The organism is Clostridioides mangenotii TR (assembly GCF_000498755.1).
Lineage (GTDB): Bacteria > Bacillota > Clostridia > Peptostreptococcales > Peptostreptococcaceae > Metaclostridioides > Metaclostridioides mangenotii_A.
The window spans coordinates 67,863-84,506 of record NZ_AXUS01000004.1 but is presented as its reverse complement, the minus strand read 5'-3'; the positions used below and the strand labels follow the sequence as shown (position 1 = coordinate 84,506).

15 protein-coding genes are annotated in these 16,644 nt (G+C 31.1%); 6 read left to right on the top strand and 9 right to left on the bottom strand.

Features of this window, described 5'->3' with window-relative positions:
- Positions 1-60: 60 nt before the first annotated feature.
- From T473_RS0103210 to T473_RS19590, 5 genes are all read right to left on the bottom strand, one after another.
- Positions 61-687: a GntR family transcriptional regulator gene (locus T473_RS0103210; RefSeq protein ID WP_024620602.1), complete on the bottom strand. Its 627-nt coding sequence runs from the start codon at positions 685-687 to the stop codon at positions 61-63.
- Between the two features lie 141 nt (positions 688-828).
- Positions 829-1,401, bottom strand: a complete 573-nt coding sequence (locus T473_RS19970) for a regulatory YrvL family protein (RefSeq protein WP_077173558.1) — start codon at positions 1,399-1,401, stop codon at positions 829-831.
- A gap of 94 nt (positions 1,402-1,495) precedes the next feature.
- Positions 1,496-2,221, bottom strand: coding sequence for a M55 family metallopeptidase (locus tag T473_RS16095; RefSeq protein ID WP_242825846.1), 726 nt, complete (start codon positions 2,219-2,221; stop codon positions 1,496-1,498).
- A gap of 11 nt (positions 2,222-2,232) precedes the next feature.
- Entirely contained in the window at positions 2,233-2,559 is a 327-nt protein-coding gene (locus tag T473_RS19595) for a M20/M25/M40 family metallo-hydrolase (protein WP_330369350.1), read from the bottom strand.
- A gap of 134 nt (positions 2,560-2,693) precedes the next feature.
- Positions 2,694-3,407, bottom strand: a complete 714-nt coding sequence (locus T473_RS19590) for a M20 metallopeptidase family protein (protein ID WP_330369349.1) — start codon at positions 3,405-3,407, stop codon at positions 2,694-2,696.
- Between the two features lie 150 nt (positions 3,408-3,557).
- Here T473_RS19590 and T473_RS0103195 point away from each other — a divergent pair, with 150 nt between their 5' ends.
- The 3 genes from T473_RS0103195 (at position 3,558) to T473_RS0103185 (ending at position 7,613) form a co-directional block, all read left to right on the top strand.
- Positions 3,558-4,451: a S66 peptidase family protein gene (locus T473_RS0103195; protein ID WP_038300225.1), complete on the top strand. Its 894-nt coding sequence runs from the start codon at positions 3,558-3,560 to the stop codon at positions 4,449-4,451.
- A 120-nt stretch (positions 4,452-4,571) separates the two neighbouring features.
- Complete coding sequence (locus T473_RS0103190; protein ID WP_024620600.1) at positions 4,572-5,159, top strand: DUF3867 domain-containing protein; 588 nt, start codon at positions 4,572-4,574, stop codon at positions 5,157-5,159.
- A gap of 264 nt (positions 5,160-5,423) precedes the next feature.
- Positions 5,424-7,613, top strand: coding sequence for an amino acid adenylation domain-containing protein (locus T473_RS0103185; RefSeq protein ID WP_024620599.1), 2,190 nt, complete (start codon positions 5,424-5,426; stop codon positions 7,611-7,613).
- Between the two features lie 526 nt (positions 7,614-8,139).
- Here the strand turns inward: T473_RS0103185 and T473_RS0103180 are convergent.
- Together T473_RS0103180 and T473_RS0103175 are read right to left on the bottom strand one after the other, a co-directional pair.
- The gene (locus T473_RS0103180; protein ID WP_024620598.1) at positions 8,140-10,062 is read right to left on the bottom strand and encodes an ABC-F family ATP-binding cassette domain-containing protein; all 1,923 of its coding nucleotides are present in this window, start codon (positions 10,060-10,062) and stop codon (positions 8,140-8,142) included.
- Positions 10,063-10,161: 99 nt separating this feature from the next.
- Complete coding sequence (locus T473_RS0103175; protein WP_024620597.1) at positions 10,162-10,932, bottom strand: M15 family metallopeptidase; 771 nt, start codon at positions 10,930-10,932, stop codon at positions 10,162-10,164.
- Between the two features lie 1,032 nt (positions 10,933-11,964).
- On the opposite strand from T473_RS0103175, the gene T473_RS16085 reads away from it, so the two are divergent.
- The 3 genes from T473_RS16085 (at position 11,965) to T473_RS0103160 (ending at position 13,903) form a co-directional block, all read left to right on the top strand.
- Positions 11,965-12,480 (top strand): flavodoxin family protein, encoded by a 516-nt coding sequence (locus T473_RS16085; protein ID WP_242825845.1) that lies wholly within the window; start codon positions 11,965-11,967, stop codon positions 12,478-12,480.
- 137 nt (positions 12,481-12,617) lie between these two features.
- Complete coding sequence (locus T473_RS0103165) at positions 12,618-13,205, top strand: TetR/AcrR family transcriptional regulator (protein ID WP_024620596.1); 588 nt, start codon at positions 12,618-12,620, stop codon at positions 13,203-13,205.
- A gap of 170 nt (positions 13,206-13,375) precedes the next feature.
- Complete coding sequence (locus T473_RS0103160; protein ID WP_024620595.1) at positions 13,376-13,903, top strand: flavodoxin family protein; 528 nt, start codon at positions 13,376-13,378, stop codon at positions 13,901-13,903.
- Between the two features lie 168 nt (positions 13,904-14,071).
- On the opposite strand, the gene T473_RS0103155 is transcribed toward T473_RS0103160, so the two are convergent.
- Together T473_RS0103155 and T473_RS0103150 are read right to left on the bottom strand one after the other, a co-directional pair.
- Entirely contained in the window at positions 14,072-15,520 is a 1,449-nt protein-coding gene (locus T473_RS0103155; protein ID WP_024620594.1) for an aminotransferase-like domain-containing protein, read from the bottom strand.
- Positions 15,521-15,607: 87 nt separating this feature from the next.
- Positions 15,608-16,507, bottom strand: coding sequence for a D-alanine--D-alanine ligase (locus T473_RS0103150; RefSeq protein ID WP_024620593.1), 900 nt, complete (start codon positions 16,505-16,507; stop codon positions 15,608-15,610).
- Between the last annotated feature and the right edge of the window lie 137 nt (positions 16,508-16,644).

The following is a 16,644-nucleotide window of genomic DNA, read 5'->3' as shown; positions in this document are numbered from 1 at the left end:
TGAATGATATATAGACTTATGTCTAATTATCAATAAACTCGTACACCCTCCAGCGTATGACTATTTTTTGTCATATAAAAACATAGGAACTGAATTGTATATGTGTTGGTCTCCAACGGCAAGAACTATATCACCCTCCAAGAACTCTATGTAAGGTCCTGGTGAAATTATAAGCTCTTCACCTCTTTTAATTGCTACTATAGTAGCGCCTGTATTCTGCCAGAAATTTGTGTTTGCCGCAGTGTCGCCTATATATTTGCAATCACTCTTAATTTCAAATTGAATAGGGACTAGAGGGTTAATTATTTCGAGTCTATTAGAATAGTCTATGATTTTTCCAATAGTATCAATAATTTTCACATCTATGTCAGCTTTACTATCAATTAAATTTCTAAGAGTAGACTTATACGAAGAAATATTAGTTATATCTTGGTATTTCTTTATAAATGAGTAAGCCTTTTCAGAAGATAAAACTATAACACCCTTACCTTTCACACTTTTAACGACATCAATATCTTCTAATATTTTTACTGCCCTTCTGATAGTTTCAGGAGAGACGTTGTATTTTCCAGCAAGTATAGAACGACCATATAAAATCGTATCTTCTTTAATCTCACCAGTATAAATCTTGTTTGCAACATCCAAAGCTATTTTTTGGTATATTGGCATGGTATAATTGTTGTCCATAACATCCTCCTTGCATTATAATCTAACACTTAAATTTGGCTTAATTTAAATGTCCTTATTTCCATTGTATAATGTAATATTTTATATGTCTAGTTTTATGATTGTTAATTTTATAAAGATATATATTAATATTTTTATAATTTAAAGAAAGTATAGATGCTTTTGAAATAAAGTAATGTATTTTAATGAAAATCGTATTATTATGTTAGAATAAAAAAAGACCAAGATGCAACTCAGTCTCTTATATTTATTGAAAACTATCTTTCTTTTGTTTTTTTTCTTGCCATCTTTATTGAAGTATTGACTACACTCTGATAATAGATGAGATAGTATGGCGAATAATACTTCAGTTCTAAATGGAATACTTATTGAAGTCATTATTTCATCCAATATATTCATAGTTAAAAATGTAAGTGTGAAATCCAATACGAAATCGCTAAGTTTATAAAGCCAGTAAGGAAGTCTATTTGCATATCTAAATACATCTAAGAAAGTAGTACAAGCAAAATCGATAGGTCCTGTGATACAGAAGTATATTAAAAAGAAAATAATTACAGAAAAAATTGATTCATACTCAAAACCAAGGAATGATAAAAATCCTATACCTACAAATGTGAATACAATAAAGGACAGTCCGAAGAAAATGGCAAATACCATAATTAAGTAAAGAAACTCTGAAAAAGGAATTTTTCTCTTGTTGCCTATTTTAATCACCCCATTACAATAAGATTTGTATTTGATTATACAAACAATAGCATTCTAAGTACCTCATAGTAATCATCAGTTTCAAATAGTACAGTATAAGCATCTATTTTTTCATATTTGGATAAAATGATGCCTTAAATGCTTTGTAGTGCTCTTTATATCTAAGTTCAACTTTAAAGTGTTTAGGTAGTTCTATTAAATGTCTTGATAAATCACCTTGAAGAGATTCTTTGACTCCGTTTTTAATTTGTTCTACAGCTAAGTTAGGATGAATTGATATCGATCCATTTCCATATCCCTTTAGTACAGGTATTGTAATTATATTTGGATTTAATTCTTTTGCAGTTTTGCAAAGTTCTTCATCGCCACTTAAAAAGGCCACAGGTACTTTGTGGTAAGCGCAAGCATAAGCGTTAAAAGTGAATTCTGAAGCGATTTTATCGTTTATTTTTATGAAGCTGAAATCAATATCCATTGTATGCGCCAAAGGATTTCCATCGGTAAATGCAGCAGAGTGATATCCTGTAAATAGGCAGGCATCAAAACTACTATCAAGACCAGACACCATAACTTGTGGATCCTTTGACCAACCTCTAAATATTTTTGAACATTCAGGAAGCATAGCAGGATCTATATTTCTTGCACTGTCATGTGCATCTTTTACAAGTACCTCTTTAGCTCCAGCTTCGTTGGCACCAGTACAAGCTGATGATACTTCTTTACTCATTTGATTTCTACATTGACTTGAGAATTCGTTTTCTAGAATTGTTTCTGACCAGTCGACAATACCGCATGTGCCTTCAATATCAGCACTTAAGTATATTTTCATATAATAGCCCCCTATTCATTAGTGTAAGATAAGACATTTTTAACATGTATCATGACTCCGTATTTTAAACAATCTTCGTCTATATTGAAAGTAGAAGAGTGTAGAGGAGCCCCTATATTTTTATCAGTGTTTTTGCAACCAATATGATAAAATGCACCATCGCATCTTTCCAAATAATAAGAAAAGTCTTCTGCTCCAAGACAACCACTTTCTCTAATTATTATTCTATCATGTTCAAACAGTTCTGTAGCGTTTTTTTTAACATAATCAATAATTTTACTAGTGTTTTTTAGGACAGGGTAACCTTTCTCTATATTTATATAAGCATTTCCGCCCAAACTCTTTGAGGATAGTTGTGCTATCTCAATGATTCTTTTCTTTGCTAAACATCTAACATCTTCGTTTAAAGTTCTAAGAGTTCCTCTAATATTTACTTTGTCACATAAGATATTTTCCTTTATACCTCCATTAATTATACCAGAGAAAGGGCTACTGAATCTAGTGGATCCACATTTCTACTTGATATAGTCTGCAAAGATGTGATTACATTTGCTGCAATCACTATTGCATCAGTTCCTAAATGAGGGTAGGCTGCATGGCATTTTTCTCCTATAACTGTTATATCAATTGTATCTGTAGAAGCATTGAGTGTATTATACTTTAGCTCTAGCAAACCTGTATCAAGTCTTGGATCTACATGTAGACCAAAAATACAGTCGACTTTTGGGTTATCCATACATCCATTATTTATCATAAGTTGAGCTCCACCTACCGTTTCTTCTGCTGGTTGAAAAAAGAACTTTACGTTTACATTTAACTGATCTCTTAAGTTGTGTAAAATCTTGCATGTTCCCAGTAGGATTGCAGTATGAGCATCGTGTCCACAAGCGTGCATTTTTCCTGAATTTGTGGAACTATATGAAAGATTTAGATTCTCGTTTATTGGAAGCGCATCTATATCTGCTCTTATGGCTACAGTTTTTTCCTTACCTGAATCTATATATGCAGTTACACCAGTATGATCATCGTAAATTTCGTAATCGATACCTATCTCATCTAGATACTTTATTATTTTTTCTTTTGTAACAAATTCTTCTAAGCCAAGCTCTGGAGTTTTGTGTATATCTCTTCTAGCATCTATAATCCACTTTTCAATTTTAGTACATATATCTTTGATATTTAACATAACATTTCCTCTCTATGAGTATATTTTTTTATCTACCTATACTAAACTATATTATATAAAGATAAAATATTGACCAGATATGCATGAGTATTGGTTAAATATATTATAAGAATGCTCTAAGTATCATATCTTGTAACTAGAGATATACATATGAATAATTATGAGGTGATAATAATGATAGGAATAGTTGCTCCATCAGGCCCTTTAAGGGATGGAGACTTAGAAGATATAAAGAAATGTATAGAAAGCTATGGACATAAAGTAAAATTTAGTAGAAGCTGTTATCTAAATTACAAAGGATACTTAGCGGGCGATGACTTCACTAGATGTAGAGATTTAGAGGCGATGTTTCTGGATGATGAAGTGGATGTTGTTATGTGTCTCAGAGGTGGATATGGTGCAATGAGGATTCTCGACATGATCAATTACGATATAATTAGATCTAATCCTAAGATATTTATAGGCTTTTCAGATATTACAGCTCTTCACTTAGCATTTTATAAAAAGTGTGGTCTTAAGACCTTTCATGGAATAATGGGAGCAAGTTCTCCGAGATGGGATAAGTTTTCTTATAAGTCATTGGTAGATGCTATTAATTTCAAAAATGAGCTGGTTTTAAAAAATCCTAAACATCAAAAAATACATAAGATTTTTGGTGGAGTTGCTGAAGGTGAAATTATAGGAGGAAATTTGGCACTAATTGTATCTACACTTGGAACAGAATATGAAATAGATACAAAGGGCAAAATACTTTTTATTGAGGACATTGGAGAACCACTTTATAAACTGGATAGAATGATGACCCAACTTAAAATGTGTAAAAAATTAGATGATTGTAATGGAATCATTTTCGGGGACTTTAAAGATTGTGCTGATGATAAGGATATATACAATCTTATAAAAGAGACATTAAAAGATTGTAAGAAGCCATCAATATTTAATTTGAAATCTGGGCACTGTATGCCTATGCTTACAATTCCGCTAGGTGAAAGATGTGCTTTAGATGCAAACGAAAAAATTATCAAGATTTCAAGAAAAATTTAAATAATTAAAAAATTATTTTATGATAATATATATCCTAAAAAGTCAATGTTTTTCAAATTATGATGATAAAATATGTTATAATCTTTACAAAGTAGATTTTTATGGCAAGGAGGAATAAATATGTCTGATGACAGAATTATAGATTTTAATGAATTAAAGAATAAAGTTAAAGATAGCGATGTAGATAAATTTGAACAATATATATATAACCTTTATTTCTCAGTAATGGATGGAAATATTACTATGTCGGAGTTTTCAAATAAGATAGTTGATTATATGAAAGACAACAATATTTCTGAGAAGAAGTTTATGAATATCCAAAAGCAGTTTATGGAGAGATATGGCATGGACACCAATGAAATAGAGAGTCAGCTTAAGGGTTTTGGTATAGATCCAGCAAACTTAGGTCTTAGTAATGATGGAAATAATTTTACTGAAGAAAATATAGATGCTTTAAATAATAGCATTGGGTTTTACGAAATATACGGGAGCAAAATAGAACCTAAGAGTTGTATATTTACTACTATAAAGAATGACACAAACGACATAGAAGTTATAATAGATCAAGAAAAAATTATGTTATGTAGTGATAAAAAAATAAATCTTATGGATTCTGAGTTAAACGAGTTTTTATTGGCATATAAAAAGATGTTTGATAAAAAAATTAGAGTAGTTATGTGTGAGACAACGAATAAATACGATTACTAAAATATTATAAAAGTAGATTATACAAGACGGTAGTTTGATTTTTATCAGCTATCGTCTTATATAAATATACTGGAAATTTATTTAAAATTTTATATCAAATTATACATAGCTTTTACTAAATAAAGAAATCGTTATCTCAGAGTAACTTTGTGTGTATAAATAAAATATATGTAAACAATATGGAGTATAGCGAATATACATAGAGATTAAGCAGCTTATTACATAAAAGCGTAATTTTGATTTTGAAGAGAGGAGGGGACGAAAGTGAGTGAATTTAAATTAAATTTAGAGACGAAGTATTGGAGTGATTTATTAGACAGTTACACAAATGTAGCAAAAATACCTAACGATTATTTTAATAAAGAGTCTGATGAAGAGCTATTGTTTAAATCGATTATATTAGAAGAAAATATATATAAAAAGCTTATTGATTTTTCGAGCAGAAATGGAATTTCAATAGAGATCATAATTGAAACTATATACGGTTTAATACTTCAAAAATATACTTACGAAGAAGATGTCGTCTTTGGAAAGACACTAGATTTTGTCCCTTTAAGAATATACTATAAAAATAATTGCAGTTTTATGAAATTGTTAAAGAAGGTACAGCATCAGTGGATTAGATCACTTGAATACGCAAATAATCCATTTATATATATAGAAAATGAAAGCCTTTTAAAAGACAAACTTATTAATACAGTCTTTTTTTATAAGGAGATGGATATACAAGATTGTATCGAGAGGTTTGATAAACTATACGAATTTTTTGTGATATTGTCTGCAAGAGATTGTCTAGAAATCCAGATAGGATACAATAGTGCAGTATACAAATCAGATACAGTAAATAGAGTACTTGGGGAATTTAGAGATATAATTAAACAAATTCTAACAGATGAAAATATATTAGTTGATGATATAGAATTTATATCAAAATCTGAAAAAGATGTTGTTTTATATAATTTTAACAACACTCTAAGAGATATCCCTCTAGATAGAGACTACATATCTATCTTTAGAGAGTGTGTAGACAAGTATCCCGAAAATATAGCAGTAAGAGATGAATACAAATGTATCAATTATAAAGAATTAGATAAATTAACTGATAAACTCGGAGGATACTTAAATCATATAGGAATTCATGCTGAAGATATAGTAGCTGTTATGTTGCCTAGAAATTTAAATATAGTGGTTGCAGCAATTTCAATAATGAAGGCTGGAGGAATATTTTTTCCTATAGATATAAATAACCCAAAAGAGAGAATAGAATACTTACTTGAAGATAGCAATGCAAAGGTTGTAATAACATCTGATGAGCTTAAATACAAGGTTAAATCCATAGATACAACGATAATAGATATAGATAGCAACTGTTACTTAGATATGGTTTACAAACTTACAGAGACTATAACTCCGGATAATGGAGTGTACACAATATCCACTTCAGGATCTACAGGAAGACCAAAGACTATGACAATCGAACACAAAAGCCTAATAAATATGTGTTTCCATAGTATAGAATCTATTGAAATAACAGAAGAAGACATATGCGGCGTATATTTGAGCTTTAGTTTTGATGCAGTTATGAAACAGATATTCCCTTACTTATTAGTAGGGGCATCGGTAGATATAATGCCCGAAGAATCAAAATTCAACGAATACACAGTAAATGAATACTGTGAGGAAGAAGATATAACAGTCTTGGCTCTACCTACAGCCATTGCAAAACTTTTTATAAAGAACTGTAACAATTTCTCTATAAGAGTTCTACAAACAGGAGGAGAGCGTCTAAAGGGATACAAACACAGGAACTATAAACTCTACAACGAATATGGACCGGCAGAATTCACAGTTATATCGACTTCATTTCTAGTAGATAGGGAATACGATAGAGTTCCAATTGGAAAGCCAATATATAACACTTACGCATATGTATTAGATAAAACAGAAAAAGTCTGTCCGATAGGTGTACCAGGAGAACTATGTTTATCAGGAATTCAAATTTCAAGGGGATACCTAAGAGACGAAGAACTTACAAAGAAAAGTTTTGTACCAAATCCATTTAAAAAAGATGAGTATACAGAAAAGATGTACAGAACAGGAGATCTTGTAAGATGGCTTGAAGATGGGAGCCTAGATTACATTGGAAGACTAGACAACCAAGTTAGAATAGGCGAGTTTAGAATAGACTTGTACGAAATAGAAAATACAATAAACAGAATTAAAGAAATAAAGAGTTCAGTATGTGTATCTAGAGAAGATGAAGAAGGTGAAATGTATTTAATAGCTTACTATGTAGTTGACGATCATGACTACGACGAGGTGAACTCAAGGTCTATAAGGTATTATTTGGAAAGACAATTACCGAGTTATATGATTCCTAAGATAATTGTTAGGATTGATAAAATTCCGGTTACTCCTATCGGTAAGGTCAATAAAAGGGCACTTCCTATGTAGTATGGTTGGCTATTTAAATCCGGGAAATGCAATCAAAGAGGATATCTTGCACAACAGATTGGGAAAAAGTCTGTAACTGTGCAAGATATCCTCTTTGTTTACATTTCCCGGATTTAAATAGCCTTCCTTATAATAGATGCGTTAAGAGCGGAAGGGCTAAAAGTCACAGTATATAGAAATGTAAGAGTATGCGGCTTTGTCTGAAATTCTATTTATTTGGGTAGTGTAAATTGTGAAGGTTGGAGATATCTCACAATTACAGAACTTTCCAATTTGAGGAGCTGAATATATTAATCGTTTAATATTCAGTATTATTAAGTATAGATATTTATTTTAAATAGGGCTAAATCGCCCTTAAAGCAATGCTTTCAGATCTTAGGTTTGAACTTTTTTCCACCAAAATGGGAGGAAAATAATAAAAAATAGCGATAAATGTGAAGGATGGAGATGTCCAGCACAGTTACAGACTTTTTCCCAATCTGTGGTGCTGGACATCTCCATCCTTTATATTTATCGCTATTTTTTATTATCTTCCTTCATTTATCTCTTCTACAAGATTATTCAGATATTCCCATCTTTCATACTTATGTTCAAGTTCGCCCTCCAATTCAGCTTTCTCATCTAGTATTTCCTGTAGCTTTGTAAAATCTGTAGCAAATTCTGATGTGCTGTTTTCAAGAGCTTCTATTTTTTTCTCAAGAGTTTCTATGTCTTGATCTATGTTGTCGTACTCTCGCTGTTCATTGTATGAAAGCTTTACTTTTTTCTTTTCTTTTGGTTTTTCTGAGCTTTGTTTTTCAGTATTTTTTTCAAGGGTTGAGCTTGATTTAATATCTTCTTCAAATTCGATATTTTGTATTTCCCTGTAAATAATGTAGTCAGAGTAGTTTCCTGTGTATATATAGATTTTTCCATTTCCTTCGTAAGCGAATATTTTACTACAAACTCTGTTTAAGAAGTATCTATCGTGTGAAACAGTTATTATAACACCGTCAAAACCATCTAAATAGTCCTCTAAGATATTTAGAGTAGCTATGTCTAAGTCATTGGTAGGCTCATCGAGTAGAAGCACATTAGGAGCCATCATAAGGACTCTGAGAAGGTGAAGTCTTCTTCTTTCACCACCAGATAGTCTGTTTATTTGAGTGTACTGCATTGTGGAGCTAAATAAGAATTTTTCACACATTTGAGATGCTGTGATTCTGGTTCCGTCAGCTGTTTCTATATAGTCACTGGCTTCTTTTACATAATCGATTGCTCTCTGATCTGGGTTCATATGACTGTCATCTTGTGAGAAGAATCCAATTCTTACGGTTTCTCCAATTTCTATTGTTCCGCTGTCTGGTTCGATTGTTCTGTTTATTAAGTTAATAAGAGTAGATTTACCTAATCCATTTTTTCCGATTATTCCAATTCTGTCATTACGGGCAATTGTGTAGTCTAAATTATCTATTACTTTTTTATATCCAAATGATTTTGAAATATTGTTTATTTCAATTATCTTTTTGCCAAGTCTACTTGAAGATACTGAAATATCTATGTTTTCATCTTTCTTTGAAGCTTCATTATTAACTAGATCGTCAAATCTTTGAAGTCTGGCCTTTTGCTTTGTACTACGTGCTAGTGCACCTCTTCTTACCCATTTTAATTCTGTTCTTATTAGGTTTTGTCTTTTGTCTTCTATACTTGCTTCCATTGCAAGTCTCTCTGATTTACGCTCTAAGTAAATAGAGTAGTTGCCATCATAGCTAAATAGTCTACCTTTATCTAACTCTATTATCCTATTTGTTACTGCATCTAGGAAATATCTATCGTGAGTTATCATTAGTAAAGAGCCTTTTCTAGTGTTAAGATACTCTTCGAGCCAATCTATAGTGTCGTTATCAAGATGGTTGGTAGGCTCATCTAATACCAACAAATCACACGGAGTAATTAATGCAGATGCTAGAGAAATTCTCTTTTTCTGACCTCCTGATAATTCTTGTATTTTTTGAGAGAAATCATTTATTCCAAGTTTTGTAAGTATTGATTTCGCTTCACTTTCTAAATCCCATAGGTTTAAATCGTCGATACTTTCCTGTACTTTTAATATTTTTTTGTTGAGTTCATCGCTCTGTTTTTTACTGGATTTTTCAAGTAAGTCATTGTATTCACCTATTATTTTAAGTTCTTTTGAAGAACTGTTAAATACTTGCTCTAGTACACTTGAATTTTCGTCGTAGTCTGGGTTTTGAGGTAGGTACTTGATTCGAAGTCCGTTAGTTTTGATTATTGAACCAGAATCGCTAATTTCTGTTCCTACTATTATTTTAAGTAGGGTAGATTTACCAGTACCGTTAACTCCGATCATACCAATTTTCTCACCTGAATTTATTCCAAGTGAGATGTTGTTAAGTAACGGTTTTTCTGAATAATTCTTGCTTATATTTTCTAAAGTCATTAAATTCATAAATTTCACCTTTAAGTTTTATTTTCATTCAATATACAATATAATAAATTTATTTTTAGATTTTAATATAATATCTTATAAACTTACTAAATCGATTATTTATTTTTCGAAATGCTGATAGTCTGGATTTTTCCAGTGGCCACCCCAGCCCCAACCCCTCTTAGTGAAAGCTTTATAACACAGGTCGTATTTTTTTATCATTCCTCTTTTAATATCATCTCTATTTGCAAATGATTCAGAACCCTGTGGTAGCACAGCAGTTTCTGTTACATGAGGATTTTGTTTGGGATTGATGTCTATTGCAAGTCCTTTAGCATGGTTTGAAAGAGTATCAGTTCCAGAAATTACTCTGTAACAAAATGCAGAGGTATTGTTATCTTCCATAGAAGCCTCATCATCTCCGTCGTATTCGTCGATTAACTTCATTTTTTCTATAGGATATTTTTTTTCGTAAAGTTCTTTAAATATACTCACAGCTTCTGGTGCGACTTCTTTACTTACAACCATTTCTCCGTTATGTATCTTGTTGTCAAATCCGTAGTAAGTTAATTTTAAATATGAAAGATCGCTAAATTTTATTAAACTATCTTCCTTAGGCATAGATTTACCTACCATTCTGAGCCTAACTTCATAAGGTATTTCAGAATGAGTGAAGATTACTTCTTTATTTTCCTCTTCTTTGATTTCTGGTTTAGCGCTTTGTGGCGCAACTACTTTAGAGGGTGTCTTAGGAACCTCTTTGAGTCTTAACATTGTGTATATCTTAAATCCTCCAAATGCCAAACCTGATATTATAGTAATTAGTACTAATAGAGTAAGCAATAATTTTGCTTTATTGATCGTTTTTCGTTTTTTATTTTTCTTATCCATTTTTAACTCCCTGATTACATACAAACTATTTATATTATAACTCAAAAATATATTAAATGTTATGTACTTTCAACTAGTATAAAGCTATATATAATTATTAGATATTTAACACCGCTTTGCTACCCTAGAGAAGTTAAGGGTGACCAATACTAAATTAGATAGTTTTCAAACATTTTAAACATTTTATTTTATTATTCTTTAGTAACATCTGAGTGATGTGAGTGTGTATTAAGTGTTACACTTTAATTGAATTACCTGATCTGCATCGGACATCTTTAGCGTTGCCCCATGTTTTCATTTATATTGTAGAGTATGTATGTCTCCACATGTGAAAAGTAAAGTGTATATATAGCTTTTCTTTTGCTACCTTAGTTATACAGTATATCATATCACTTTTAAAAAATATTTTTCTACTATAAAATTATATAGCCTTTTTATGTTATGTTTACAGTTTATACTTACATATTCATTATACCAATAGTATAAATAATCTGCAAAACTAAGATTTGTTTTATCTATAAATTGCACTTCAATTCATACTCGATCATACCATCATTAAGAGCTTTCTCAGTTCTTTCTTTGTTTTGAATATTATTATCACATCACATCTTTATTTTCTTTCAGTTATATCTAAATCCTACTTTCAGTTAGCACTTTAGAGAAAAAAATTTTTTAATGGGCTCTTTATTAATCAAGTGTAGGATCGTAAGAGTCTTTTTAACAATTTTATTGTTCATATCAATTAACCTTTGTTACATTTGAAATACAAACAAGTGATATAAAAATTAGAATTGACAGAATTATATATTCATGCTACGATATGAATATAAATGAATGAATAAAAAAATATTCATTCATAAAAATGTAAAAATTATATATAAATTGTGAGGTGATGCTGAAAATGAAAAAAATAACTGCTTTTATAGGAAGTGCACGCAAAAAAACAACCTATCAGGCAATTCAAGAATTTGAAAAATATTTAAAACAATATGATGAATTCAATTTTGAATATGTTTTTTGAGTGAGTATAATTTGGAGTTTTGTCTAGGCTGTAAGTTATGCTTTGATAAAGGAGAAGAATTTTGTCCTCTTAAAGATGATAGGAATGTACTGCTTGAGAAGATGGAACATTCGGACGGTGTAATTTTTGCCACTCCGAATTATGCTTTTCAGGTATCAGCTCGTATAAAGAACTTTTTTGACCGATTTGCATATATATTTCACAGACCAAGATTCTTTGGCAAGACTTTTACAGCAATAGTTACGCAGGGTATTTTTGGCGGATATGACATTCTTAAATACCTAGAAGGTATGGGAGAGAACTTTGGTTTTAATGTGACAAAAGGTAGCTGTTTATCTACACTGGAACCAATGACTGAACTTCAGCAAAAAAAATTAAAACAGAAAATCAAAAAATCCTCTGTGAAATTTTATAATGGACTTATTCGACCTACACTATCAGAGCCTTCATTCTTTAGACTGATGTTGTTCAGAATGACGCGAACAAGTCTTCAGTCTATTGACGTGAGGTACTTTGATTATTTCTAATATAAGGATAAAGGCTGGTTTGAGTCTGACTATTATTATGAAACAGCCTTAGGACCAATAAAAAAGTTTGCAGGATGTTTTTTTGATTTTATAGGACGTAAAATGGTAAACATTAATAAAGAGAAGAGGTAACTGATTTGATCGATAGAAAAGCGGAGATTATAAAATATGGAAGAGAGTTATTTAGTTCCAAAGGGTTTAAAGATACAAATGTTGCTGAAATAGCGAGGATGGCTGGTATAGCTACGGGTACTTTTTATAATTATTATACTTCAAAAGATAAGCTATTTATGGAGATTTATTTGGAAGAAAACGTGAAACTGAAAAAAGATATTATGGATTCAGTTAATTTAGAATCCAGCCCCATTAATATCATGAAGGAAATTATGTCTCTGAATCTTAAGGGAATGACTTCAAATCCCATCTTAAAGGAATGGTATAATAGAGATGTTTTTATTAGAATAGAGCAAAGCTTTTGTGAAGAAAATGGGATTGAAAGTGTTGATTTTCTATACGACAGTTTTATAGAGATAGTAAAGAAGTGGCAAATTGAAGGAAAAGTGAGAAATGATATTGACGCTGAGATGATAATGGCAATTTTTTCTACTTTGGTCAATGTAGAAACACACAAGGAAGAGATTGGGCTTAAATATTTTCCACAAGTTTTAGAATACTTGGCGGAATTTACAATGAAGGGCTTGATGGATTGCTCAAGAAAACAATAATCTACTGAGGGTGGAGGAGGTAGGATTACGTTTGAAAAAATCATGATTGTTAGTCAAAATTATGGGATGAGTACATTATTATTTATGTAACACAAGGTCTTAAAGGCTACTTTTAGGTGGCTGAAGGAATAAGAATGAATATATTAGATATTTAGAATGGAGAGTTTTCTATGAAGATTGTAGTTATTTCGTACTCATTAACAGGTAACAACGAAGCTTTAGCTAACAGTATAGCTAAAGAATTTGCAGTGGAGCACATCAAGATTAAGGAATCCAAACCTCGGACTATGGGTTCAATTATCCTAGATCTAATCATTAACAGAACGCCACAAGTACAACCAACTCCTGATAGATTAGAAAATTATGATTTGATTCTCTTTTTTGGGCCGATTTGGATGGGGCAGGTGGCGACACCACTACGCGCATACTTAAAGCACCTCGAAACAAATCTATGTAGATATGCTTTCATTTCAATAAGCGGTGGTGCCGATGGTGTAAACACAAAACTAGCAGGTGAATTGAGAAAAAGAGCAGGGAAAGGACCCATTGCACTTATCGATAAGCATATCGTTAATTTATTACCTTCAGACCCGAAACCTGTTCGTAAAGATACATCAACTTATAAATTAAATGATGAAGATGTTAAAAAATTAACTAATATAATTGTCAAAATCTTGCGAGAAATAAATTTGAATTAGTAGTGAAAGCCAGATGAGGTTGAATGATAATAATTGCTAAAATAAGTAAAAGAATTTTGATTTTTCTTCTATTATACAAAAACTATTTTTAACAATTACTGTTTAATTATATAGCTTTATCTTGATTGTATTAATAAACGAACTAGGCTAACTGTTTTAGTAGTTAGCTTAGTCCATTTCTCGGATAGTTTCTCCTATAATTTTTATTCCTTTTTCTATTTCATCATGTGTCAGCCTTGAAAACCCAAGTCTAAGTGTATCGTTTCCTTTTCCGTCGACTGAGAACAGATCACCCGGCATAAAGATAACTTTTTTCTTGTAACACCTATCCAGTAGTTTTCTGGAATCTATATTTTTAAGTTTTATAAAAAGATGAAGTCCACCATCTCCTAGGATGTACTCATGCAATATATGTTCTTTAGCACATTCATATGCAAGATTGAATTTATCCCCATAAACTTTTCTTATCTTTTTAATATACTTTTCGAAAGCATCGTTTTTAAGATAGTCAAATAGTATCGCTTGATCTAAAAATGATGTATGTATGCTTCTACATCTTTTAACGCTCTCAAGCTTATCTATTGCGTTTTTATCCGCAAAAATCCAACCAATTCTAAGCCCTGGGAAAAGTATTTTTGAAAAACTTCCGATATATAAGACACCGTTATTTTTATTGTCTAGAGAGCAGATAGGGAATATATGAGAGCTGTTGTAGAGAAGCTCTTCATTAAATCCATCTTCTATTATAGCTACGTTGTGTTTTCGCATTATTTTGTAAAAATTGTATCTGTCTTCAGGCATCATAACAGTTCCAGTAGGATTATGGTATGATGGCGTTATATAAGCAAATTTAATTTTTTTACTGTTAGAAGAGATTTTCGATTCTAACAAGTCAAAATTTAGTCCATTTTCGTCTATATCTACCCCGAGCATCTTTAAACCATGTGTTTTCATAAGTTTAATTGATGTATTGTGAGTAGGGTTTTCACAGATAATCGTGTCACCTGGGTCGGTAAAGGAAGATAGAATCATATCAAACCCTTCTGTAAATCCATTTGTAATTAGTATATCTTTATTCGTTGTATCGACACCTTTTTCTTTCATATAATTCAATAAATAGTCAATAAGAGGTTTATATCCTTTGGCATAACCATAGTTTAAGAGTTTATGGCTCTCAAGTGAAATTCTGTTTAAAAAGGATTTTTTTAGTTCTTCTATATCGAATAGTTCTCCATCTGGTGAGATACTTTTAAATGATATTAAATCAGAGCTCCATGGAATTTCATTTTTTACTATATCAAGCTCATTTGCAGATTTTGAATAGTCATTTTCTAAGTTACTCCAATTTATTGACCATGGAGTAGTGGAAATAAAGTTTTCAGAGTTAACAAAAGTTCCTTTTCCAGACACTGAATAAATTAAACCTTCAGCTTTTAGTTCGTCGTATGTAGCTATAATTGAATTTCTACTTACATTAAGAAATAAGCTTAGCTCCCTCGTTGAAGGGAGCTTGCTGTTGTTTGGGATAAGACCTTTCGAGATCATATCCCTTATATATGTTTTAACCTGTATGTAAACAGGTTCATCGTCGTTTAGTTTTAGATTTGAAAATAACAAGTTATCACCTCAAATTAATTTACTGTAATGAATTAATATTACTACTAATACAGATAATTTTCAAATCTTTCTGATAGCTTTAATAAATTACTGTAAAGAGTATTCTATAATCTTATCTAAAAGTTGAGAATAGTCAATTCCTCTAGCTGCTGCACTTCTTGGTATCAAGCTAGTTTTAGTCATTCCAGGAAGAGTATTAAGTTCTAGCACATATATATTATCTCCTTCAATGATTACATCTATTCTTACATAAGCCTTGCAGTTAAATATTTTCCAACACTCTTCAGATATTTTGTTTAATTTCTTTTGAAGATCCTTCTCTAGGTATACAACTTCTTCAGTAGCGCCGTTATCTAGAGAGTACTTTGATTCATAGTCGAAAAACTCAGAATCAGATTTTATAGATATTGTAGGGAAGACCTCTCCATTTAGTACAAATGAAGTAAATTCTCCTCCTGGTATATATTTTTCTATCATTACAAATTCATCGACCTCAAGTCCTTCTTTTACTGCATTTTCGACATCATCTTTATGTTTTACAAAGAATGTAGCTACACTTGATCCACCAGAGTTTGGTTTTATAAATACAGGATAACCTATTTTTTCTATAAAATCGTAGTCAATCTCGTCAACTGATTTTACAACTGTCCATGGAGCAGTAGGCAAATTTGAATCTCTAAGCATTTTTTTACTTACGTTTTTATCCATGCACATCCCACTGCAAAGTGATCCACATCCTGAGTAAGGTATATCCATAGTTTCTAGAAGGTGTTGAACGCACCCATCTTCACCGAATTTTCCGTGTAGTGCTAAAAGTGCAAAATCTATATCACCTGTAATTTTATTGAATACATCTTTTTTATCGTCTATTATTATTTTTACAACATCGTATTTATCTCTATTTAAATTATTGTAAACTTCATTTCCTGAATTTAGAGATACTTCTCTTTCAGAAGAAATACCACCCATTATAACTGCTATTTTCATAATTTACCTCCAACTATTTTAATTTAAAGTTTTCTTATTTGATCGTCTTAATAGAGTATATGTTTTTATAGTTTTATTTGAAAGTACCACTGAGATGTAAGTTTTAGTGAGTAGTGGTTTAATATTTAATTTTTAGG

Coding starts and splice junctions, on each gene's coding strand:
- T473_RS0103210 (WP_024620602.1), bottom strand. CDS start 687: ATGGACAACAATTATACCATGCCAATATACCAAAAAATAGCTTTGGAT.
- T473_RS16095 (WP_242825846.1), bottom strand. CDS start 2,221: ATGAAAATATACTTAAGTGCTGATATTGAAGGCACATGCGGTATTGTC.
- T473_RS19590 (WP_330369349.1), bottom strand. CDS start 3,407: ATGTTAAATATCAAAGATATATGTACTAAAATTGAAAAGTGGATTATA.
- T473_RS0103195 (WP_038300225.1), top strand. CDS start 3,558: ATGAATAATTATGAGGTGATAATAATGATAGGAATAGTTGCTCCATCA.
- T473_RS0103190 (WP_024620600.1), top strand. CDS start 4,572: ATGTCTGATGACAGAATTATAGATTTTAATGAATTAAAGAATAAAGTT.
- T473_RS0103180 (WP_024620598.1), bottom strand. CDS start 10,062: ATGAATTTAATGACTTTAGAAAATATAAGCAAGAATTATTCAGAAAAA.
- T473_RS0103175 (WP_024620597.1), bottom strand. CDS start 10,932: ATGGATAAGAAAAATAAAAAACGAAAAACGATCAATAAAGCAAAATTA.
- T473_RS0103160 (WP_024620595.1), top strand. CDS start 13,376: ATGAAGATTGTAGTTATTTCGTACTCATTAACAGGTAACAACGAAGCT.
- T473_RS0103150 (WP_024620593.1), bottom strand. CDS start 16,507: ATGAAAATAGCAGTTATAATGGGTGGTATTTCTTCTGAAAGAGAAGTA.